Below are 21,960 nucleotides of genomic sequence, written 5' to 3' on the forward strand. Positions count from 1 at the left end.
TCTAATTTTTATCTTCTAATAAAGGCACGAATCGGAAATCTCCTAATTCATGTTTTTCAAATTGTGTTTCGGTTTTTCGAATCAATAAAGTCATCACTTGTACATCTTCCCCAACAGGAATGACAAGTCTGCCACCAATTTTAAGTTGTGCCATTAAAGGTTGCGGAATAAAAGGAGCTCCGGCGGTTACGATAATACTATCAAAAGGAGCATAATTTGGCAATCCTTTATAACCATCGCCAAAGGAAAGATGTTTGGGACGTATTCCCATTTTAGGAAGTAATGTAGAGGTTTTTTTAAAAAGTTCGTTTTGACGTTCTACAGAATACACTTTAGCTCCCATCACACACAATACTGCCGTTTGATAACCTGAACCCGTTCCAATTTCTAATATTTTGTCGTCTTTTTTTACTTGAAGCAATTCTGTCTGAAATGCCACAGTGTAGGGTTGTGAGATGGTTTGCCCTGCACCAATAGGAAAAGGTTTGTCTTGGTAGGCAAAATCCTCAAAACCGGATTCTAAAAAAAGATGTCTCGGTATCTTGTTGATGGCTTCCAAAACATTTTTATCAGTTATCCCTTTTTGTGACAAAAGTTTTACTAATTGATTTCTAAGCCCTTGATGTTTGTTGGTATCTTTCAACTTTTTAAGTAATTATATTTGGTAAAAATAGGGCTAAAAAAAGTAAAAATCAAACAAGAAATCAATCAAAACTTTGAACTTGAAACTTGAAACTTGAAACAAATAATATTACATTTGTTTAAAATACAATTCTATGCTTAAAGTTGGCGTGTTAGGTGCTGGTCACCTTGGAAAAATACATTTACGATTACTTAAAGAATCAACCAAATACGAATTAGTAGGCTTTTATGATGAAAATCCGGAATATGCTGATAAAATTGCGGCCGAATTTGGCTACAAACGATTTGACACCATTGCCAAATTAATTCACGCCGTTGATGTTATTGATATTGTTACTCCCACCCTTTCACATTACAAATGTGCTAAAGTATCTATTAAAAGTGGCAAGCACGTATTTATAGAAAAACCGATTGCTACCACCGTGGAAGAAGCCGAAGAAATTATTGCTTTAGCCAACGAATATAACGTAAAAGGGCAAGTGGGGCACGTAGAACGTTTCAATCCTGCCTTTAAAGCAGTGAAAGATAAAATTGAGAATCCGATGTTTATCGAGACACATCGTTTGGCCGAATTCAATCCGCGTGGTACTGATGTACCTGTGGTTTTAGATTTGATGATTCACGATATTGATGCCATTTTGAGTGTGGTACAATCGAAAGTAAAAAGCGTTAATGCAAGTGGTGTTTCCGTTTTAAGCGATTCACCCGATATTTCGAATGCCAGAATTGAATTTGAAAATGGTTGTGTAGCCAATATCACTTCAAGTCGTATTTCGATGAAAAACATGCGTAAATCGCGTTTCTTCCAAAAAGATGCCTACATCTCTGTCGATTATTTAGATAAAGTTTGTGAAGTTGTAAAAATGAAAGATGCACCAGAAGTTCCAGGTGATTTTGATATGATTTTACAAAATGCCGAGGGCGTAAAAAAACAAATCTATTATGACAATCCTTCTGTAGAACCAAATAACGCGATTTTGGATGAGTTAGAATCGTTCGCCGATGCCATCAAAAATAACACTACTCCGGTAGTGACTTTGGAACAAGCTACAGAAGCATTACGCGTAGCCTACCAAATCATTGATTCAATGAAAAAATAATTAAAACTACTTTCAATATAAATACAAAATGAAACACATTGCAGTAATTGGAGCAGGAACTATGGGTAACGGAATTGCCCACACCTTTGCACAATCAGGATTTACCGTAAAACTTATCGATATTTCAGAAAAATCTTTAGAAAAAGGAATGGCAACAATTGCTGCGAACCTTGACCGTATGGTGACTAAAGGTGCTATCACTGAAGAAGACAAACACAAAACAATTGGCAATATTATTACCTATACCGACATTAAAGACGGTGTCGTAGGTTGTGATTTAGTGGTGGAAGCTGCTACTGAAAACGTAGGCTTAAAACTGAATATCTTCAAGCAATTAAGTGACGTTTGTGATCACAACGTGATTTTAGCCTCTAACACTTCTTCTATTTCGATTACGCAAATCGCTGCGCAAGTAGTACATCCGGAGCGAGTTATCGGAATGCACTTCATGAACCCAGTGCCGATCATGAAATTAGTAGAAATCATCCGTGGTTATTCTACGTCTGATGAAGTGACTAAAATCATTATGGATTTATCGGTAAAATTAGGTAAAACACCTACTGAAGTAAACGACTACCCTGGTTTTGTAGCCAACCGAATTTTAATGCCAATGATTAACGAATCGATTGAAACATTATACAATGGTGTAGCCGGCGTTCAAGAAATTGACACGGTTATGAAATTAGGAATGGCGCACCCAATGGGACCTTTACAATTAGCTGATTTTATTGGACTAGACGTATGTTTATCGATTTTAAACGTAATGTACGATGGCTTCAAAAATCCGAAATACGCTCCATGCCCATTGTTAGTGAACATGGTTATGGCGGGTAAATTAGGCGTAAAATCAGGAGAAGGTTTTTACGATTATTCGGAAAGCAAAAAAGCAGAAAAAGTTTCGAAACAATTTTCATAATTAACAATGGATAATTGATAATTGGTAGTTTTTAAAATGAATTGTTAATTATTAATTATCCATTATCAATTGAATAAATGGCCAAAATAATTCCTTTCAAAGCCGTTCGTCCCGCACCTGATAAAGTCGGATTGGTTTCTTGTAGAATGTACGATGATTATTCTCCTGCCGAACTAGCGGCATGGCTGAATTTTAATCCGTACTCGTTTTTACATGTTATTAATCCCGCTTATGCCAATGCGCAACGTATTACTTCCGACAAGCGATTCAAGGCCGTAACGTTAAAATATAATGATTTCAAAAATGAAAAAATAGTATTTCAAGAAGAGAAACCGGTTTTTTATTTATACGAAATTCAGACCAAAACCAACTCTTTCACTGGAATTATTGCCGGAACTTCTATTGAAGATTATCAAAACGATGTCATCAAAAAACACGAAGATACGTTACAATATCGCGTCGAACTTTTTAAAGATTATTTGCATCAAACTGGTTTTAATACCGAACCTGTTTTGATTACTTATCCTGATAGTACAGAAATCAATACCTTTATTGCGATTCATAAAAAAAGTAAACCAATTTACGAGTTTTCGACCACCAATAAAGAAAAGCACACACTTTGGAAAATTGATACGGAAACCGAAATCAATTTATTGATCGATCATTTTGCAAGTATTCCGAATTTATACATCGCCGATGGTCATCATCGTTCGGCTTCGGCAGAGTTATTATACGAACAAGACAAAGCTTCTGGAAACCCAAATTTGAATTATTTCATGAGTTTTTTAATTGCCGAAAGCAATGTCAAAATTTATGAATTTAACCGTGTAGTTCGCGATTTAAATGGGCACACCCAAGAAGATTTCATAAAACTGGTTGCCAAAAATTTTGTCATTACAGATAAGCAAAGTGAATTGTTTCAACCCAAAAATAAATATGAGTTTGGCATGTACCTTAACGGTAATTTTTATGCCTTACAATACAAACATAAAGAAAGTACCAAAGGGATTCTGGAAAACCTGGATGCTCAAATTTTGTATGATACTGTTTTGAATCCGATATTAGGATTGGAAGATTTACGAAACGACGAACGCATCGATTATTTACCAGGCAAGCAATCTATTTTACATATGAAAGAAATGATTGACGAAGAAGAATTTAAAGTCGGCTTTATGCTCTACCCTTCTGATATCAATGAAATAAAATTATTAGCTGACAACAATTTGATTATGCCACCCAAAAGTACCTATATAGAGCCTAAATTTAGAAGTGGTCTTTTGATCTATGAGTTATAGCGTATCGCACACAAAGTAAAACACAATGTCAATCCAACAAAACCTTAATAACATAAAGGCTACACTTCCACCACAAGTAACTTTAGTAGCGGTTTCCAAAACCAAACCTGTAAGTGACTTGATGGAAGCTTACAATGCCGGTCAGCGTATTTTTGGCGAAAATAAAATCCAGGAAATGACCGAAAAATGGGAAGTCATGCCAAAAGATATCGAATGGCATATGATTGGGCATGTACAGACTAATAAAGTTAAATTTATGGCCGAATACGTGAGTTTAATTCACGGAGTTGACAGTCTGAAATTACTAGAAGAAATCAACAAACAAGCCAAAAAACACAATCGAATTATTCCTTGTTTACTACAAATTTATATCGCAAAAGAAGAAACAAAATTCGGATTAGATGAAAAGGAATTGGAAGAGATTCTTCAATCTGAAGAAGTAAAACAAATGGATAATATAAAGATTACAGGCTTAATGGGAATGGCAACATTTACAGAAGACCAAAATCAAATCAAACAAGAATTCCAATATTTGAAATCTATTTTCGATAAAGTAAAATCATTATCAATTGCTAATTGTCAATTCTCAACCCTCTCGATGGGAATGAGTGGCGATTATCAATTAGCCATTGCATGTGGTAGTACCATGATTCGAGTTGGAAGTAGTATATTTGGAGGGAGATAAATAAAAAAGAAATATTATTTACTGCATACTCGACATAGAAACCACCGGAGGGCAATACAACGAAGAAGGTATTACCGAAATCGCCATCTATAAATTTGATGGCCATGAGGTCATTGACCAATTTATAAGTTTGGTGAATCCTGAAAAGGAAATCCAACCCTTTGTAGTAAAACTGACAGGAATTAACAACGCCATGCTTCGTAGTGCTCCTAAGTTTTATGAAGTAGCCAAACGCATTATTGAAATCACCGAAGATTGTATCGTAGTAGCGCATAACGCTTCATTTGATTATCGCATTCTGCGAACCGAATTCCGTCGTTTGGGCTTTCATTTTCAAAGACCCACCTTGTGTACTGTAGAATTGTCTAAAAAACTAATTCCGGACCAACCTTCCTACAGCTTAGGAAAACTCGTTCGCGGATTAGGAATTCCGGTTACCGACAGACATAGAGCCAGCGGAGATGCTTTAGCAACGGTGAAATTATTCAAAATGCTATTGGCTAAAGATGCTGAAAAAAGTATTGTCAAAACGTTTGTCAAGACCGAAATTAAATCGGGCATGTCGCCAAAATTATTAGATATTGTGGAAGCCTTACCAAGTAAAGTAGGCATTTATTATATCCATAATGAAAAAGGAGAACTCATTTATATTGGTAAAAGCCGAAACATAAAAAAAAGGGTCAACCAACATTTTACTGGAACGTCTAGCAAAAGTAAAAAGATACAACACGAAGTCTATACCGTAACTTTTGAAGAAACAGGAAGCGAATTAATCGCACTTTTAAAAGAAAGTGATGAAATAAAAATCAACAAGCCGATTTACAACAGAGCACAACGCAAAACCATTTTCCCATGGGCGTTGTATGCTGACATGGATGACAATGGGTATTTGGCTTTAAAAGTGTTAAAAGCAGATGGTCGTAAAAAGGAAATCACTTCATTTTCGAGCCAGCAGGAAGGCAAAAACGCTTTGTTTAAAATCACCGAAAAGCACCAACTCTGCCAGAAAGTAAACGGCTTATATGATACCAAAAAAGGGTGTTTTCAATACGACATCAAGCAATGTTTCGGCGCCTGTATAGGAAAGGAGCAACCCGAAGACTATAACATCAGAGTGGAGAATTTCATTCAAAATCATCAGTTCAACAATCAAAGTATGGTGATTATTGATAAGGGACGTTCCACCAATGAACGCAGTGCCGTTTTATTGGAAAATGGGATTTATAAAGGCTATTGTTTTTACGATTTAAATCATCAGATCAACAATCTAGAGATTTTAAAAACCATTATTATTCCGATGCAAAACAATCGGGACACGAGAAATATTATTCAAAATTTCATCAATAAAAAAAGAGTTCACAAAATTATTAAATTCTAAAAAATGGCAAAGAAAATCATATTTACTGAAAAAGCACCCGCGCCAATTGGCCCATACAGCCAAGCTGTTTTAAGCGGAAATACTTTATACACTTCTGGTCAAGTAGCGATAAATCCTGCTAACGGAGAATTGGTTTTAGACAATATTGAAGTGGAAACCGAACAAGTGATGCAAAACTTAAAAGCTGTTCTGGAAGCCGCTGATATGACTTTTGATAATGTCGTAAAAGCAACAATATTTATTATGAATATGGGCGATTTCGCCAGAATTAATGCGGTTTACGGAAAATATTTCAAAGAAGATATTGCACCCGCAAGAGAAACGGTACAAGTAGCCACCTTACCTAAAAATGTAAATATTGAAATTTCGGTGATTGCGATAAAATAGTTTTATCATCAACAGTAAAAAACAAAAACCCGAACCATTTCTGATTCGGGTTTTTTTTATCTAAAAAAGAATTACTTCACTTCTTCAAATTCTACGTCTTGAACGTTATCACCTTCAGCTTGTTGTGCTTGTGGCTCACCTTGTGGTTGCCCTTGCTCACCTTGTGCGTACATTGCTTCCGTAGCTGTTTTCCAAGCCGCATTAACATTGTCTAAACCTTTTTGGATAGCTTCCAAATCTTGATTTTGGTGAGCTAATCTTAATTCAGTTAAAGCAAATTCAATCGCTGTTTTGTGCTCGTCAGATAATTTATCTGCTAACTCTTTCAATTGAGATTCTGTTTGGAAAATCATACTATCAGCTTCATTGATTTTTTCAATGCGCTCTCTAGCGATTTTATCTGCATCTGCATTGGCTTCAGCATCTTTTTTCATTCTTTCGATTTCTTCAGCAGTTAAACCAGAAGAAGCTTCAATACGAATGTCATGTGATTTTCCAGTTCCTTTGTCAGTTGCCGAAACTTTGATGATACCATTAGCATCAATATCAAAAGTTACTTCAATTTGTGGAACACCTCTTGGTGCTGGTGGAATACCATCTAAATGGAAACGACCAATTGTTTTATTATCAGCAGCCATTGCTCTAGCTCCTTGCAACACGTGGATTTCAACTGTTGGTTGAGAATCGGCAGCCGTAGAGAATACTTGCGATTTTTTAGTTGGAATAGTAGTATTCGACTCAATTAATGTAGTCATTACACCACCCATAGTTTCGATACCTAAAGATAAAGGCGTAACGTCTAATAACAATACATCTTTTACATCTCCAGAAAGAACTCCACCTTGAATAGCAGCTCCAATTGCTACAACCTCATCGGGATTAACTCCTTTAGACGCTTTTTTACCGAAGAATTTTTCAACTTCGTCAGCAATTCTTGGCATACGAGTTGAACCTCCTACAAGGATAACTTCGTCAATATCAGAAGTAGATAAACCTGCATCTTTTAATGCTTTAGCAACTGGTTCCATAGAACGTTTTACTAAAGAATCAGACAATTGCTCGAATTTAGCTCTTGATAATTTTTTAACTAAGTGTTTTGGTCCTGAAGCGGTAGCTGTAACATAAGGCAAGTTGATTTCTGTTTCAGCAGAAGATGACAACTCGATTTTAGCTTTTTCAGCTGCTTCTTTAATTCTTTGTAATGACATTGGATCCAAACGTAAGTCTATTCCTTCTTCTGCTTTGAATTCATCTGCCAACCAGTCAATGATTGTTTGGTCAAAATCATCTCCACCTAAGTGTGTATCTCCATTTGTTGACAATACTTCGAAAACTCCATCTCCTAATTCAAGGATAGAAATATCAAAAGTACCACCACCTAAATCGTATACAGCAATTTTTTGATCCTGTCCTTTTTTATCCAATCCGTAAGCTAATGCCGCAGCAGTAGGCTCATTGATGATACGCATTACTTTAAGACCTGCAATTTCACCAGCTTCTTTAGTCGCTTGACGTTGTGCATCATTAAAGTAAGCAGGAACAGTAATAACTGCTTCCGTAACTGTTTGACCTAAATAGTCTTCAGCTGTTTTTTTCATTTTTTGAAGTGTCATAGCTGACAATTCTTGCGCTGTATATAAACGACCATCAATATCCACACGTGGTGTATTGTTGTCTCCTTTTACTACAGCATATGGAACTCTTTTTGCTTCATCAGTCGTTTCAGAAAAAGTGTGTCCCATAAAACGTTTGATAGAAGCAACCGTTTTCGTTGGATTCGTCACTGCTTGTCTTTTTGCAGGGTCTCCCACTTTAATTTCTCCACCTTCCACAAATGCAATGATAGATGGTGTTGTTCTTTTTCCTTCAGCATTAGGAATAACTACTGCCTCATTTCCTTCCATTACAGAAACACAAGAGTTCGTTGTACCTAAGTCAATTCCGATTATTTTACCCATTTTTAATATATTTAATTTTTGTATATTCTATTTAACAACTCGAAATCCAAAATGACAAGGATTGTGCCAAGGAAGAAAATAGAGTAAATTGTCAGTTTTCAAGGAAATAGGTATGACAAAATGACAACCTAAAGTCAAAATCAAAAAAATAAAAACAATAAAGCCACCCTTTGGGTGGCCTTACGATTATTATAGGCATTATAAAAAGAACTAGTCTAAGTTGAAATATTCTGTGTCAGACATTTCCCCAGATTGGATTCTCTTTAATTCTTCCATATGTGACAATATGTATTGGTGTGTCGCATTGCTAATCGTTGACGGTTTTGCCAAGCGATATGTTCCTGCTAGCACTCCGTTATAATAGTAGAAAAAGTTATAATCAAATTGACTAGCCGTTAATTTAGCATTTGCAGGATCGGCTAACAAAAATCCTAAACGTACAGCTGAACGTCTTTGAGGTGGAGTTCCATGATGACCCGAGCTTGTTGTTTGATAATCTCCAATAGCATAAGCGAATTCATAAGCGGTAGAAATACTCGAGAACGTGGTTTTACCATAGCCTCTTCGTAAGTAATATCCTGCCATACCATCAGCTTCTAATTCATTTGGTCTTGCTGTACTTTCTTTTTTAGAAGGTAATCCAAAAGCATATTGCAATTGATGTCCGTATTCGTGAGCCAGAATCATTACATTGACTAAATTGGAAGCATCTTTAGATTTTGCATCTCTAAAAATTCCTTCTCCATAATAAATTCTTCCCGTACTGTAAGAAATTGCGTTATACGTAGAACTCCAATTTGTACCGTTTTGAACAAATCTAAAAGTAGGTGCCGCCACAGTAGTTCCTCTCCAAAAAGTTTTAATAGCTGAGTTTTGATTGTTCATCAAAGTAACATCAGAAGACGTACCTGCGCCCGCAGATAAAGTTGTAGATAAAACAGCAGAAGAAGGCCAATAAGCATCTACATAACTACATTCATTTTCAATACCTGATGGTTGTTTAACAGTTTGTTCAGCAGGTTGTTCGTTGGTTAAAGTTGTAGTCTCATCCTCTTTGGAACAAGCAAAGATTGTGGTGAGTGCTAATGCTCCAAAAAGCAAAACATTCTTTTTCATAATAATTTGGTTTTTTAGTTAATTGGAAGCAAACATAAAAATACTTATGAAAAGAATTTTAACAAAAAAGCACCTACAAGTTAGCACCTTAACAATGATGCATTTGGTCGTATTTTTTTACTTTTAACTGACAAAACGTTGTTATTTTAACAAAATTTTAACATTTATAAAACATACAAACAACTCATTATCAGGAATATTTAGTTTTAAAAAACATTTTTTCATTAAACAGTAGTATCGAAACCAAAATGAGTGAATAAGCAATGGCTTGTGACAGATTGATTTCTTCTTTGAAGTAAAATAATGCCAACAGAAAATTGATTAACGGATTGGTATACATTAAAATCCCAACAGCAGATGAATTCATGCCTTTGAGTGCATACAAATTCAGAAATAACGGAATGATTGTAAACAAAAGCACGATCAGTGTCATCAAAATCCAAAATAAAGAAGCTGTTGGTGTTTCTCCCTTATAAAAAGGATAAAAAGGCAACAATACTGATGTAGCAATTACCATTTGAACCGTTAACACCACAAAGCGATCAAACTGATTGTTCTTACGTTGACTGATTAAATACAAAGCAAAGGTTGTCGCAATAACAAGACTGTATATCAATTCTGTTACGTGACCATAGGATAAAATACCACAACTAATGACACACAACAATACCGAAAACCATTGCCATTTACTTAGTTGTTCTTTCAAAATAAAATAAGCTAAAATAGTAGTGATGATAGGGCAAATCAAATAGGCAAAGGATGCCGATTGCAAACTCACATGGTTCACACAATACATGAATAAGAACCAATTGAAGGTTAGTAAAAATCCACCTAAAATAGTCAATACCAACGTTTTTTGTTTTTCTGATTTCTCGAAAGAATGAAAAACCGCAAGATCTTTCTTTAATTTCTCTTTTCGGAAAAACAAATTGATAACCAGCAACAAGGTCGTAGCATAAAACACTCTGTAAAACAGAATGTCTAACGAAGGATAATCGTGTAATGGTTTTAGTGCCAGACTAAAAAATCCCCAAATAAAAAACGATAATAAAGCAGAAAAAAAGTATTTATTGAGTTGCATTAGGGTAATGGATTGTAATATAAGGTTGGAAAATCAATTATGGATTCGTCTAAAACACCGTTTTTATCATAGGCTTTCCAAGGGGCATTGGAAAAAAAGTAAAACTTATTCCCAACCAAAGTTCCTAAAGCCGGTTCGTTAAATTCAGGGCGATTATTGTCTAATACTTTATGATTGATTATCTCATTAGCTTCATTTAAAAAATACTGGATCAATCGAATCGGTTTCACCCCGTTATGAATGGCTACTAACGATTTTTTATGCCACACCAAACCATCGATACCTTTTATAGTGGTCCCTTCTGGAAATTTCAACCAAATTCTATCGGAAGGATTACTCACATTTATTCTTAAGATTCCTTTGAGATAATCGGCAATAAATACTTCGGTTTGTTTGTCGTTAAACGTCAATCCTTGTAAATTGAAGGCTTCCTTTTTTAAATCGAGCCATACTTCCAGTGTATCATTGGAAATTTTAAAAATAATAGCTTCTCCACTATCGGAAATAAATACATTTCCGTTTTTATCGACAACCAAATCACCCAAAACATGATTGCCTTCCAAAGCAAATCGTTGCATCACTTTTTTGGTTTTGATGTCAATTTTCAACACTTCCGATTTTCCTTCCATACTTGAAGTATAGCTTTTCATTTCAGGCATAGCCGAAGCAGTCACCCAAAGTATTTTTTCATCAGCATCCGCTTTTATAGATAATACTGAGTACAGATTGTCGTCGGTAAACCAATCGGAGCATTTCCCTGAAGCGATATCAAAACTTACAATTTTTCGATTTCGAATACTGGTGGCCAACCATTGTCTTGATTTTTTTAAATACAACAAACCTTCCGGATGCAAATCTCTTTCAGACAAAATAGTCGTTTTTACAGAAGATATTACAGGATTATTTAATTCGGATTGCAATGTTAGTAATGAAGTGTACTGAGTCGTGTTTTTAATGCTTTCCAAATCCGTTTCTTTTTCAAAAGCTACCGAAATGTTCATCAACACATATTTTTTTAGTGTCGCAATTGATTCGTCCGTTTTTCCATTTAAAGCAAAAGCGCAAGCCAAATTATACATATAGGTTGGATGCGAAGGTCTAAGACTGTCCAATTCTTTGGTTAGTTTTAAAAAAGCAACAAAATCTTTGTCTTGGTAAGCTTTGGTACTTAGATTGTATCTTTCTTTTAGCGATTGTCCGAATGACACGCTAAAAAAACATAGTAATAGAATGGCGAAATAATTCCTCATATAAAAAAATAATCGGAGTAAAAGTACTTATTTCCTTCCCTCCGATTGTTTAAATTAACGCTTATTTAAGAAACTTAATTGCTTAAAACTTATGTTGAATTCCGACTTTATGTCCTTTAATCGCAAAATATAAAATGAATAAATAACAAGGCAAGATAGCAATATAAAACGCCGTATGGAAAGGAATTCCTAATCCACCTTGTTCCGGCAAATCGCTCAAATAACCATACAGTAACGGCCAAATAGCACCACCGGCAATACCCATAATCATAATAGCCGAACCTGTTTTGGTAAATTTTCCTAAATGATTGATTCCAAGTGGAAAAATGGCTGGCCACATTAAGGAATTAGACAATCCTAATAAGGCAATAAATAAAACCGAATATTGAGAACTCACGGTTAAAAAGGCCAAGGTGCAAAACACAATCCCTAAAATAGCACAAATGCGCAAGGCTTTTTGCTGTGACATGTATTTCGGAATGGTAAAAATTCCAATTACATAGCCAATTAACATACTGAATAAAGTCACCGATGTTAAATACTTCGCGGTATCTGGAGCGATACCTAAGGCTTTTCCATAGACACTAATAATATCACCTGCCATTACTTCGGCTGCTACATAAACGAAAATACAAAAGGCACCTAAAAACAAATGTGGGAACTGAAAAATAGAAGTATGCTTAATGGCTTCACCACTATTTTCATCTACAACATCTTCTTCCACTTCTACTTCGGGTAAGTCTGTATATTTTATAATTATGGCAAAAACCGAAAATATAATCGCCAACACAATATAAGGCGTATTAACTCTCGATAAGACATCGTTCAAAATCGTTTCTTTTTCAATTCCGGTTGCAGTGGCTATTTTTTGTTCGATTTCGGCAGCATTTTTCAAGAATAAGGAACCCATAATTACAGGTACAATCATTCCGGCAAACTTGTTGAAAATTCCGGCAATACTAATACGTTTGGCAGCACTTTCTATTGGTCCGATGATACTTAAATACGGATTCGCAGCCGTTTGCAACAAAGCCAAAGCAGCTCCTTGAATAAAGATACCTGCTAAAAACAAGGGAAACGATTTGGATTGCGCCGCAGGAATAAACACTAACGAACCCAATCCTAGTATAAATAATCCAACGATAATTCCGTTTTTAAAACCCAATTGTTTTAAAATCCATGAGGAAGGTAAGGCTAAAAAGAAATACGCAATATAAGAGGCGAAGGTTACAAAAAAGGCTTGTGTGTTAGATAAACCAAAGGATAATTTAAAAAATGGAATTAACGTTCCGTTGGCCCAGGTTACAAATCCGAAGATAAAAAACAAAGCAACAATAATGATTAATGGCTTTGTGGTTTGATTTTGATTCATGTTTTTTCAGTTAGTTTAGTCCAAATATAATAATAACTTGTATTAAAATTTAAAAATAGTATTTTTGTCTAAAATTAATAATGATGAAGTACTTCCTTTCACTTTTGGTAAGTTTTTTAGTTCTAACAGGTTGCGATGATGGAAATATCATTGAAGAAACATTCAACTTTGCGACTGCAACGGTACAAAAATGTTCTTCTTCATCTGTTTTGTACAAAATAAGTGATAATGAAGCCTTAATTTTAGCTACTCCAGAAGCCACATTCCCTAATGTAGAAGGAACACAAACGATTCCTGTTTCCGGTTCGACTTCAATTGTCTATAAAAAATATGGTACTACTACATCTAGCGAAAATATATGTGGTACTCCAACACTTCCTGTGGTTGAAGAATGGTTTGTAACAGGTGGAAGCTTAGAAGTGATTTCAACCAAGATATTTGATACTACAAACCCGACGGAAGTAATTGCTTATAACCATAAAATAACGTTCAAAAACATCACATTTATCGCACCAACCAAACAAGTGGTGTATGCTAATTATGAATTTGGAAATTACAGAACGGAAGTGATTGATTTGGCTTTTGATTACGAACTTGAAGCTACTCAAACCTGTTCGGGCAACAATTTAATTTTTAAATACAAGAATAACAATGCGCTTTTATTGGATGTAGATACTGCGTTGTTTGATCATACTATTGGCACGAAAACTGCCTTAATTAGCGCGACAAATAAAGTTACCTACAGAGTCTATAGTGGAAGCTTGAACAACAATTTCTTTTGCACGGCCATACCGCCTACAAGTCCATCATTAACGGAAGAGTGGATAGCTGAAAACGGTGTCGCTGCGACTAGTGGAATTATCAAAGTGGAAACCACACAAGAGTCCCCAACGACTTACAAACACGTGATCAAGCTATACAATACGACTTTCACAAAAGGGGTGCAAACTTATAGCCCAGCTCCTGGTGCTGATTATACTTTCGGGGAATGGATTACGAATTAGATTTTATAGCGTTTTCTTCTGAATAAAATACACTTCGGTAGCGCCTACTCCATATTTTTGATAGTTGGCATCTTGAAACGTAAGGTTATCGTAACGTCCTAATAAGAAATCGAGTTCGGCTTTAAGAACACCTTCTCCAACCCCGTGAATAAAAACAATTCTAGGAATTCTATTGCGAAGCGCAAAATCAATTTGACGTTTCACGGTTTCGGTTTGTAAAGTCAGAATATCATAGTTGGACATGCCGCGTTTGTTGGGCACCAATTTTTCGATGTGCAAATCAATTTCCAAGACAAATTCTTCTTTTTTCGACTTCTTTTCTTTGACGAAACTTCTGGCTTTGGGAATCTCCTTTTCTTTTTTCACCGAAGAGAAATTTGTATTGGAAAAATTATGCATCAAATCGCCCGAAGATTCAATTAAAATCAGTTCTTTTTCATGGAAAGTCAATTCGAATCCGTCGTTGGTTTCAATGGTAATTTGCTGCTGATTAACTTTCAACACAATTCCATCTAAATTATCATCCAGAACCGAAACTTTATCTCCTTTGGCAAACATACATTTGAACATTTTAGCAAAAATAAAAAACTTTAGTTCACTCCCCTTTTATATTCTATCTTTTTTGTAATATTGGGTTCAAACTTAAAAAACGAAATGGAAGACTACATGATTCCGTGTATGAACAAAACACTTTTCGGAGTCGATTGTTTTGGCTGTGGTACGCAACGCGCTTTACTTTTGCTCGCAAAAGGTGATTTTGTGGGTGCATTTCAAATGTTTCCTGCCATTTATACTACCCTTTTGTTTTTTGGTTTTGTAGGACTTCATTTTATTGATAAATCCAGAAACTACAAGAACTTCCTTATTTTTTTTGCTATCGTCAATGCCATTATAATGGTTGGTTCTTATTTTTATAAACATCTAAACTAAATCGCTAATTTATGGAAGAAATCCGCTCAAATTCAAACATGCCCACACAAAAATTACCTAACGGTACTTTAGTCATTATTTTAGGAATTGCTTCGATAATCACCTGCTGTTGCTATGGAATTATAAGTATTATTCTAGGCGGTGTTGGATTATTTTTGGCCAAAAAAGACACAGCTTTGTATCAGGAAAACCCGAGTATCTACAAAGATTACAACAATATCCAAATAGGAAAAGTCTTGAGTATTATTGGAATTGTTTTAGGAGTTATCTACTTGATTTTTATGATTTGGATGATTGGTGTCATCGGATGGGAAAACATGCAAAATCCTGAAGTGGTAGAAGCAAAAATGAGAGAATTATTTAGATAATAATTTTCTATATCAATAAAAAACCCGTTCTGAATCAGAACGGGTTTTTATTTTTTATTTTTCAAATTCTTTTAAAGTCGAAATAATTATAGCAACACATTCCAACAATTGCTCTTCGTTCATCACTAATGGTGGTGCAAAACGAATAATATTTCCGTGAGTTGGTTTGGCTAATAATCCGTTTTCGGCCAAACGCATACAAATATTCCAAGCGGTATCACTTTCTTCGGTATCATTAATCACTACTGCGTTTAACAATCCTTTTCCACGAACTAACGTTGCTACCGAAGAAGTCTGAATAAATTTATCCAATTCGGCACGGAAGATTTGCCCCAAACGCTCTGCATTTTCGGCTAATTTCTCATCGGTTACCACGTTTAAAGCGGCAATTGCAACAGCAGCAGCCACAGGGTTTCCTCCAAAAGTAGAACCGTGTTGTCCTGGTTTAATTACATTCATAATAGCGTCATTCGCCAATACTGCCGAAACAGGATATGCTCCACCCGAAATCGCTTTCCCTAAAATCAAAATATCCGGTTGTACATTCTCATGGTGAACCGCCAATAATTTTCCAGTACGCGCAATACCCGTTTGAACTTCATCAGCAATAAACAATACATTGTGTTTTTCACATAATGCTTTGGCTTTGGCTAAATACCCTTCTGAAGGTACATACACTCCAGCTTCCCCTTGAATAGGCTCTACTAAGAATCCAGCAATATTTGGAGAAGAAGTAATCGCTTTTTCTAAAGTGTCTAAATCATCGTACGCAATTTTGATAAATCCGGCTGTATATGGTCCGAAGTTTTTACGTGCATTTTCATCGTTAGAAAACGAAATGATAGTAGTTGTTCTTCCATGGAAGTTATTTTCGCAAACGATTATTTGTGCTTCGTTTTCGTTGATTCCTTTTTTCTCGTACGCCCATTTTCTACATAGTTTCAAAGCCGTTTCAACAGCTTCGGCACCTGTATTCATTGGTAATACTTTATCAAAACCAAAATAGTTGGTTATAAACTGTTCATACACTCCTAATTTATCATTGTAAAAAGCACGAGAAGTAAGCGTTAAAGTTTGCGCTTGCTCGATCATTGCTCCTACAATTTTTGGATGACAATGTCCTTGATTCACTGCCGAATACGCCGACAAAAAATCGTAATATTTTTTTCCTTCTACATCCCAAACATAAACGCCTTCACCTCTATTCAACACTACTGGTAGTGGATGGTAATTGTGAGCTCCGTGCTTGTCTTCTAATGCAATGGCTTCTGCTGAACTTAATTTTTCTAAAACTGCCATACTAATAATTTTTATTGATTGGTAAAATCGCAATTCCTACTTCAAGGTGAGAAATCAACCTTTTTCAGCACAAAAATAGTACTAATTTTGAGAATTATTTTTTAATCCGCTGTAAAATGTCATTCATCATCTCAATCTGTACTTTTTGAATTTCAATTAATTCTTGTTGCTGATTCATAATGAGATGATCTATCTTTTCATCGAGCATTCGAATTTCAACTTCTGCTTTCAGATTAATCATGTAATCTTTTTTAGCTCTTTCTCGATCTTTTTCTTCCTGACGATTTTGACTCATCATAATAACAGGCGCTTGTAATGCCGCTAAACATGACAACAACAGGTTCAATAAAATAAAGGGATACGGATCAAACCCATTGTTCACCAAGATGAAAACATTTAAACTAATCCAAATTAAAATGAAAGCAAAGAAGGCAATAATAAAAGTCCAACTTCCACCAAAAGCCGCCACTTTATCAGCGATAATTTGTCCGTAGTTTCGAACATCCACCTCATCTTCTACTTTGTTTACAAATGACTTATCATCATTAATAGAGTGAATGATTTTTTTATGTAAATCAGAAAGTTGCCCTACTTCAGTAGCCAAATACTTCGAAATATATTTTTCGCGATAGATATTGAGTTCGCTGTCGGCGATAAAATCCTGAAGTTTGAAGTTCGGATAGTCTTCTCTAATCAAATTTAACACAGGAATCCGAATGGTTTTTCCCAAGACTTTTTCACTTTCTTGAAATTCAATCCCTGAAATGGCACTTTTAAACATATTGAAAAAATTAACTTCACTAATATACTTAATAATACATTCCTTGTCGTTATATATTGTACATATTTAATAAAGCAGTAACGGTATTCCAATTTCGTATGGTTGCCGTTACATTTAGTTTTTTCTCAATGTACTTTTGATCAAAACGTGTTTTTCCAGCCCCAACAGCATATTTAATGTAAATTCGACTACTATCAATATGCACTTCATCGGGTTTGAACTGACTCATTTTTAAGTCATTCAAATGGCTTGAATTCAATTCTTTGGATATAAAAGCGACATATAATTTCTTCGTATCCAATTCTTTTTCTTTTAAAAATGGATTATTGGCAAAACAAGCTTCCAAATCGGATTTCGAAATCACCACAGTAGGCACTTCCAATCCCATTTCTTTAAAAATTTCTTGTTTGATTTTAAATCCAACGGTCGCACCATGCTCTTCTTCGGCATCTACAAAAACATTTCCCGATTGAATATAGGTTTGTACATTTTGGAACCCCATATTTTCTAATAGTTGCTTTAACGCTTCCATTTTTATCATATTGTGCCCTGAAACGTTAATGCCTCGCAGTAAAACCAAATGTGTAACCATCTTCAAAATTTTACGCAAAACTACAGCTATTTTTTATTTTAACTCCATTCAAAGAGAACTTATAAACACTTTTTGTTTTTTTATTTTAAATTGATATATTGCTGAACTAAAACAAGTTATAAGCCTTTTATTATGAAAAAAACATTACTGCTATTCGCACTACTATTTCTGTCCGCCAAAACAACAAACGCTCAAAATTGGGAAATCAAAACCAATGCTGATTTCAATCCTTATTTTGAAGAAGCCTATCGAATGTATCCCGAAATTCCACGAGGTATCTTAGAATCAGTCGCTTACACCAATACCCATTTAAAACATATTGCACCAAATCCTGACCATCAAAGTTGTATTGGTTTACCAAATGTTTTTGGCGTCATGGGTTTAATTGAAGATGGCAAAAATTACTTTAGAAACAATTTAAAATTGGTTAGTACTTTATCTGGTTTTTCTGAAAAAGAGATAAAAGATGTACCTCGAGCCAACATTTTAGCGTATGCAAAAGCCTATCACAATTTACTACAACGAGTTGACGATAAATCGATTGAAAACCAACGCGTGATTTTAAATCAGCTGAGTGAGCTACCCGATAAAAACTCTTATTTCTTGGATTCCTTTTTTTATTCGGTGCTGATGAACATGAACCAACCACAGTTTCAAGCGATTCATAAAATTCCAAATTATAATATCAATTTTGGAAAAGCTTTTGGTAAAAATTTAAGCATTTTACAATCGAAATCCATAAAAATCACAAACGATAAAATTGAAACCGAAGACGGAAAAACATATCAGCAAAATAAATTAATGGCACCACCTTGTAGTGATGTATCGGCAGGATTTCCCTATACTGTATTAGCTGCTCCGGCCGATCCTGGAAATTACAGTTCTCGAAGTGGTACTGCCATCACCCACGCCACGATTCACACGATGCAAGGTACGTATGCCGGTGCGATTTCGTGGTTTCAAAATCCGTCAGCCAATGTTTCAGCACATTATAACATTCGTGCTTCCGATGGTCAAATTACACAATCGGTTTGCGAAATTGATAAAGCCTGGCATGTGAGTAATTCTAATCCATATGCCATTGGCATCGAACATGAAGGCTATATAGAAGATGCTTCCTGGTATACCAATAACATGTATGTCGTTTCGGCAAAACTCACTGAAGACATGGCAACCCGACGTGGCATTAACCTTAAAAGAACCTACGATAAAAACGGAGATTCTGGCACAAATCCAATTAGTGATGGTTGTTTTAAAATCAAAGGCCACCAACATTTTCCGGCTCAAACACACGTAGATCCGGGACCGTTTTGGGATTGGAATAAGTACTACGATTTGTTAAATCCGTATGCAGCTGCTACTGTAAATACCTATACTACTTGTTCTGGTACTTTTTATGATAGCGGGGGTTCGGCTGCCAATTATGGTAGTGACGAACGCATCTTCTATTTGATAAAACCAACGGGAGCAGGTACTGTTTCCTTGAATTTTAGCAGTTTAAACTTAGAAACCAATTACGATTATTTATATGTGTATGATGGCGAAAGTTACAATGACCCGTTAATTGCAACGTTAAACGGTACAACACTTCCTCCCACTATTGTAGGAACGAGCGGAAAATTATTATTGGAATTTAGAACCGATTGTGCCACCGTAGCTTCGGGTTGGACCGCCAATTGGTCGTGTAATACCACTGCACCACTTTGTGAAGAACCTTCTGCGCTAGCGGAAAGCAATCTGACTCATAATACAGTACGTTTCGATTGGGCAGATGTTGCGACAGCTACTTCTTACGAAATACGTTACAAACATGCCTTAAATGCCACATGGGATACTTTCACGACTACTATTTCGCAATTCGATGCTACTGGATTGGCTTCCGATGGACGCTATTTGTGGCAAGTGCGTGCGATTTGCAACGAATTAAATAGTTCAGCGTGGATTGGTAAAGAATTTATTAAAACAAGTAGCGCTTCCAACATAACCACTACTACTTGTACGGGTCGATTTACCGATACGGGTGAAGAAATTGGAGGCTATCGCAACAACGAAAACTACACCTTTACCATTGCCCCTACAGGAGCGACCTCGATAAAAGTAACTTTCGATAGTTTCATTACCGAAGCCGGTTTTGATTTTCTTAGAATTTATGATGGTCCAACAACTGCTTCCACTTTATTAGGAACCTATTCTGGGACAACATTGCCTCCGGTTATAAATGCATCAGGAGGAAGTCTAACCTTCCGATTTACTTCTGATAATTCGACGACAAAAGCGGGTTGGAGTGCCAATTGGACTTGTTGTGATGCCAAAGAAATCAATGTGACAGGAAACAGTACTAACATTCTGTACAACAGTATGACACCAAGCACTACCAATAACACCGATTTTGGCACCGTAAGTGTGAATACTTCGAAAACCTATAAAATTCAAAATACAGGTCCGACTGCCTTATCCATCAAAAATATCAGTATTTCAGGTACTGATGCCTCCCGTTTTACGCTTTCAGGAATTACTTTACCCGCTATAGTTACAGCTGGAGAAGACCTATCCTTTAGCATTTTGTTTAACGCTGGCATCTCTGGAATAAAAAATGCTACAGTTACTATCGACAATGATGATTGTAATGAAACATTGTACAATTATGCTATTCAAGCCACAAGTAGCACTTTAACAACCACTGACTTTGAAAATTTAGCCAATATAAATGTGTATTCTAAGGACAATTTTATTCATATTGATTCTGATTCTGAAATCATTGCATCGGTTCGTGTTTTTGATATTTTAGGTCGAAAATGGTATGGAAATGATAATGTAAACACGAAGAACTTCAAAACTACATTGGTTTCCCAAAAAAACATTTTACTCGTTCTAGTCAAAACCGAATCAGGAAGAAGTAAAACAGTCAAAATAATTCATTAAGCTGAATTAAACATTCAAACCAATTAAATTAAAAAAACTGCAATTAATTTATTGCAGTTTTTTTATTTCCATCTTCCAAATTTACAGTAGAAACAGGCCTTTTGCACACATTAATTTTTAAACTCTTTTCTTTTGGTCAACAAAAACTCTATGACATCTAAAATGCCATTTTTATAAATTACTTCCGATGAATATACATCCAAAGCACAAAAGTCAATAAAAAGAGGGATTTCTTCTGTTTTTAAATGTAAATCTTTACTGAAAAAATCATCTGAAAAGTTATTTTTCACATATTGTCTAAAATTTGTTTTCTCCACTTTATTCTCTCCATCATTTTCCTTTTTACGGAACAATTTGAAAATTTTTTTCCCAATCTCGATAAAATCCATCCCATTCACAATTTCCCCAGTATAAACCCCAACTACATTTGGTCGTAAGACATCTTTTTCAATTTTTGAAGCTTTCAAAGCCTCATAACTCACATCAATTTTATTTTCTGGAGTTCTTTTAACTTCTATTTCATTCAATTCAATTGGTTTTTCTTCTAATGTTACAATTATCTTACCTTGATTAAAAATCTCATCGTTCACAATCACCTTTTTAACCAAAAATCGCTTGGAATAAAAAATAAGTGTTTCTTTCATTTTTGCCAAAATCAAAAACTCTCCTTCTGCATTAGATTTAACAATTTGCTTTGCATTCACACTTACTACTTCAACATCAGCTATTCTCGTTCCATTAAATTTAACCACTCCACTGATTTCCTTTTCCTGTGAAAAAACCGAGCTATAAAAAAACACAAAATATAAAAAAGTGCTATTAAAACGCTTCATAAGAATTTAATTTTACTCTAAAATAAAAGAACTAAAAAGGAAGAATTATAA

At 35.2% G+C, this 21,960-nt stretch carries 21 protein-coding genes; 10 read left to right on the forward strand and 11 right to left on the reverse strand.

The features are described 5' to 3' along the window. Position 1: 1 nt before the first annotated feature. Positions 2 to 643 carry a protein-L-isoaspartate(D-aspartate) O-methyltransferase gene (locus EQG63_RS11580; RefSeq protein WP_129436539.1) on the reverse strand — a complete coding sequence of 214 codons (642 nt, stop codon included), beginning with the start codon at positions 641 to 643 and terminating at the stop codon, positions 2 to 4. Between the two features lie 133 nt (positions 644 to 776). Between EQG63_RS11580 and EQG63_RS11585 the strand changes: the two genes are divergently transcribed. The 6 genes from EQG63_RS11585 to EQG63_RS11610 all read left to right on the forward strand — a co-directional run bounded on the left by EQG63_RS11585 (position 777) and on the right by EQG63_RS11610 (position 6,403). Beyond that, positions 777 to 1,742, forward strand: a complete 966-nt coding sequence (locus EQG63_RS11585; RefSeq protein WP_129436540.1) for a Gfo/Idh/MocA family protein — start codon at positions 777 to 779, stop codon at positions 1,740 to 1,742. Between the two features lie 28 nt (positions 1,743 to 1,770). Further along, positions 1,771 to 2,658, forward strand: a complete 888-nt coding sequence (locus EQG63_RS11590) for a 3-hydroxyacyl-CoA dehydrogenase family protein (RefSeq protein ID WP_129436541.1) — start codon at positions 1,771 to 1,773, stop codon at positions 2,656 to 2,658. 77 nt (positions 2,659 to 2,735) lie between these two features. Then, positions 2,736 to 3,953, forward strand: a complete 1,218-nt coding sequence (locus EQG63_RS11595; protein WP_129436542.1) for a DUF1015 domain-containing protein — start codon at positions 2,736 to 2,738, stop codon at positions 3,951 to 3,953. Positions 3,954 to 3,978: 25 nt separating this feature from the next. Beyond that, positions 3,979 to 4,638, forward strand: coding sequence for a YggS family pyridoxal phosphate-dependent enzyme (locus EQG63_RS11600; protein WP_129436543.1), 660 nt, complete (start codon positions 3,979 to 3,981; stop codon positions 4,636 to 4,638). A 16-nt stretch (positions 4,639 to 4,654) separates the two neighbouring features. Next, positions 4,655 to 6,016: an exonuclease domain-containing protein gene (locus EQG63_RS11605; protein WP_129436544.1), complete on the forward strand. Its 1,362-nt coding sequence runs from the start codon at positions 4,655 to 4,657 to the stop codon at positions 6,014 to 6,016. 3 nt (positions 6,017 to 6,019) lie between these two features. Next, a complete protein-coding gene (locus EQG63_RS11610; protein ID WP_129436545.1) occupies positions 6,020 to 6,403 on the forward strand; it encodes a RidA family protein in 384 nt (127 codons plus the stop codon). A 71-nt stretch (positions 6,404 to 6,474) separates the two neighbouring features. Here the strand turns inward: EQG63_RS11610 and dnaK are convergent, their stop codons facing one another. The 5 genes from dnaK to gluP form a co-directional block, all read right to left on the reverse strand. Next, complete coding sequence (gene dnaK / locus EQG63_RS11615; RefSeq protein WP_129436546.1) at positions 6,475 to 8,361, reverse strand: molecular chaperone DnaK; 1,887 nt, start codon at positions 8,359 to 8,361, stop codon at positions 6,475 to 6,477. A gap of 210 nt (positions 8,362 to 8,571) precedes the next feature. Next, positions 8,572 to 9,477: a neutral zinc metallopeptidase gene (locus tag EQG63_RS11620; protein ID WP_129436547.1), complete on the reverse strand. Its 906-nt coding sequence runs from the start codon at positions 9,475 to 9,477 to the stop codon at positions 8,572 to 8,574. Between the two features lie 190 nt (positions 9,478 to 9,667). Continuing rightward, complete coding sequence (locus EQG63_RS11625) at positions 9,668 to 10,558, reverse strand: EamA family transporter (protein ID WP_129436548.1); 891 nt, start codon at positions 10,556 to 10,558, stop codon at positions 9,668 to 9,670. Beyond that, a complete protein-coding gene (locus EQG63_RS11630; RefSeq protein WP_129436549.1) occupies positions 10,558 to 11,808 on the reverse strand; it encodes a TPR end-of-group domain-containing protein in 1,251 nt (416 codons plus the stop codon). Before EQG63_RS11630 ends, EQG63_RS11625 begins: the two co-directional genes overlap by 1 nt. Positions 11,809 to 11,890: 82 nt before the next feature. Further along, positions 11,891 to 13,180, reverse strand: a complete 1,290-nt coding sequence (gluP, locus tag EQG63_RS11635; protein WP_129436550.1) for a glucose/galactose MFS transporter — start codon at positions 13,178 to 13,180, stop codon at positions 11,891 to 11,893. Positions 13,181 to 13,260: 80 nt separating this feature from the next. Here gluP and EQG63_RS11640 point away from each other — a divergent pair, with 80 nt between their 5' ends. Next, complete coding sequence (locus EQG63_RS11640) at positions 13,261 to 14,184, forward strand: hypothetical protein (protein ID WP_235827833.1); 924 nt, start codon at positions 13,261 to 13,263, stop codon at positions 14,182 to 14,184. Positions 14,185 to 14,187: 3 nt separating this feature from the next. On the opposite strand, the gene EQG63_RS11645 is transcribed toward EQG63_RS11640, so the two are convergent. Further along, the gene (locus EQG63_RS11645; protein WP_129436551.1) at positions 14,188 to 14,742 is read right to left on the reverse strand and encodes a Smr/MutS family protein; all 555 of its coding nucleotides are present in this window, start codon (positions 14,740 to 14,742) and stop codon (positions 14,188 to 14,190) included. 96 nt (positions 14,743 to 14,838) lie between these two features. Between EQG63_RS11645 and EQG63_RS11650 the strand changes: the two genes are divergently transcribed. Beyond that, complete coding sequence (locus EQG63_RS11650; RefSeq protein WP_129436552.1) at positions 14,839 to 15,114, forward strand: DUF2752 domain-containing protein; 276 nt, start codon at positions 14,839 to 14,841, stop codon at positions 15,112 to 15,114. Positions 15,115 to 15,125: 11 nt separating this feature from the next. Beyond that, entirely contained in the window at positions 15,126 to 15,482 is a 357-nt protein-coding gene (locus EQG63_RS11655) for a CCC motif membrane protein (protein ID WP_235827834.1), read from the forward strand. A 54-nt stretch (positions 15,483 to 15,536) separates the two neighbouring features. Here EQG63_RS11655 and rocD read toward each other — a convergent pair whose 3' ends face one another. From rocD to EQG63_RS11670, 3 genes are all read right to left on the reverse strand, one after another. Further along, positions 15,537 to 16,781 carry an ornithine--oxo-acid transaminase gene (gene rocD / locus EQG63_RS11660; protein ID WP_129436553.1) on the reverse strand — a complete coding sequence of 415 codons (1,245 nt, stop codon included), beginning with the start codon at positions 16,779 to 16,781 and terminating at the stop codon, positions 15,537 to 15,539. A 94-nt stretch (positions 16,782 to 16,875) separates the two neighbouring features. Further along, positions 16,876 to 17,562: a DUF1003 domain-containing protein gene (locus tag EQG63_RS11665; RefSeq protein WP_129436554.1), complete on the reverse strand. Its 687-nt coding sequence runs from the start codon at positions 17,560 to 17,562 to the stop codon at positions 16,876 to 16,878. Positions 17,563 to 17,611: 49 nt separating this feature from the next. Next, positions 17,612 to 18,154 (reverse strand): DUF1697 domain-containing protein, encoded by a 543-nt coding sequence (locus tag EQG63_RS11670; RefSeq protein ID WP_129436555.1) that lies wholly within the window; start codon positions 18,152 to 18,154, stop codon positions 17,612 to 17,614. Between the two features lie 132 nt (positions 18,155 to 18,286). Here EQG63_RS11670 and EQG63_RS11675 point away from each other — a divergent pair, with 132 nt between their 5' ends. Continuing rightward, positions 18,287 to 21,076, forward strand: coding sequence for a CUB domain-containing protein (locus EQG63_RS11675; RefSeq protein WP_129436556.1), 2,790 nt, complete (start codon positions 18,287 to 18,289; stop codon positions 21,074 to 21,076). Between the two features lie 110 nt (positions 21,077 to 21,186). Here EQG63_RS11675 and EQG63_RS11680 read toward each other — a convergent pair whose 3' ends face one another. Further along, complete coding sequence (locus tag EQG63_RS11680; protein ID WP_129436557.1) at positions 21,187 to 21,909, reverse strand: hypothetical protein; 723 nt, start codon at positions 21,907 to 21,909, stop codon at positions 21,187 to 21,189. Between the last annotated feature and the right edge of the window lie 51 nt (positions 21,910 to 21,960).

Source organism: Flavobacterium amnicola (assembly GCF_004122165.1).
Taxonomy (GTDB): domain Bacteria; phylum Bacteroidota; class Bacteroidia; order Flavobacteriales; family Flavobacteriaceae; genus Flavobacterium; species Flavobacterium amnicola.

What these genes read in the sequence shown, in the direction of transcription:
- EQG63_RS11585 (WP_129436540.1), top strand. Translation starts at nt 777, where the DNA reads ATGCTTAAAGTTGGCGTGTTAGGTGCTGGTCACCTTGGAAAAATACAT.
- EQG63_RS11590 (WP_129436541.1), top strand. Translation starts at nt 1,771, where the DNA reads ATGAAACACATTGCAGTAATTGGAGCAGGAACTATGGGTAACGGAATT.
- EQG63_RS11595 (WP_129436542.1), top strand. Translation starts at nt 2,736, where the DNA reads ATGGCCAAAATAATTCCTTTCAAAGCCGTTCGTCCCGCACCTGATAAA.
- EQG63_RS11600 (WP_129436543.1), top strand. Translation starts at nt 3,979, where the DNA reads ATGTCAATCCAACAAAACCTTAATAACATAAAGGCTACACTTCCACCA.
- EQG63_RS11610 (WP_129436545.1), top strand. Translation starts at nt 6,020, where the DNA reads ATGGCAAAGAAAATCATATTTACTGAAAAAGCACCCGCGCCAATTGGC.
- dnaK (WP_129436546.1), bottom strand. Translation starts at nt 8,361, where the DNA reads ATGGGTAAAATAATCGGAATTGACTTAGGTACAACGAACTCTTGTGTT.
- EQG63_RS11620 (WP_129436547.1), bottom strand. Translation starts at nt 9,477, where the DNA reads ATGAAAAAGAATGTTTTGCTTTTTGGAGCATTAGCACTCACCACAATC.
- EQG63_RS11625 (WP_129436548.1), bottom strand. Translation starts at nt 10,558, where the DNA reads ATGCAACTCAATAAATACTTTTTTTCTGCTTTATTATCGTTTTTTATT.
- EQG63_RS11630 (WP_129436549.1), bottom strand. Translation starts at nt 11,808, where the DNA reads ATGAGGAATTATTTCGCCATTCTATTACTATGTTTTTTTAGCGTGTCA.
- gluP (WP_129436550.1), bottom strand. Translation starts at nt 13,180, where the DNA reads ATGAATCAAAATCAAACCACAAAGCCATTAATCATTATTGTTGCTTTG.
- EQG63_RS11640 (WP_235827833.1), top strand. Translation starts at nt 13,261, where the DNA reads ATGATGAAGTACTTCCTTTCACTTTTGGTAAGTTTTTTAGTTCTAACA.
- EQG63_RS11645 (WP_129436551.1), bottom strand. Translation starts at nt 14,742, where the DNA reads ATGTTTGCCAAAGGAGATAAAGTTTCGGTTCTGGATGATAATTTAGAT.
- EQG63_RS11650 (WP_129436552.1), top strand. Translation starts at nt 14,839, where the DNA reads ATGGAAGACTACATGATTCCGTGTATGAACAAAACACTTTTCGGAGTC.
- EQG63_RS11655 (WP_235827834.1), top strand. Translation starts at nt 15,126, where the DNA reads ATGGAAGAAATCCGCTCAAATTCAAACATGCCCACACAAAAATTACCT.
- rocD (WP_129436553.1), bottom strand. Translation starts at nt 16,781, where the DNA reads ATGGCAGTTTTAGAAAAATTAAGTTCAGCAGAAGCCATTGCATTAGAA.
- EQG63_RS11665 (WP_129436554.1), bottom strand. Translation starts at nt 17,562, where the DNA reads ATGTTTAAAAGTGCCATTTCAGGGATTGAATTTCAAGAAAGTGAAAAA.
- EQG63_RS11670 (WP_129436555.1), bottom strand. Translation starts at nt 18,154, where the DNA reads ATGGTTACACATTTGGTTTTACTGCGAGGCATTAACGTTTCAGGGCAC.
- EQG63_RS11675 (WP_129436556.1), top strand. Translation starts at nt 18,287, where the DNA reads ATGAAAAAAACATTACTGCTATTCGCACTACTATTTCTGTCCGCCAAA.
- EQG63_RS11680 (WP_129436557.1), bottom strand. Translation starts at nt 21,909, where the DNA reads ATGAAGCGTTTTAATAGCACTTTTTTATATTTTGTGTTTTTTTATAGC.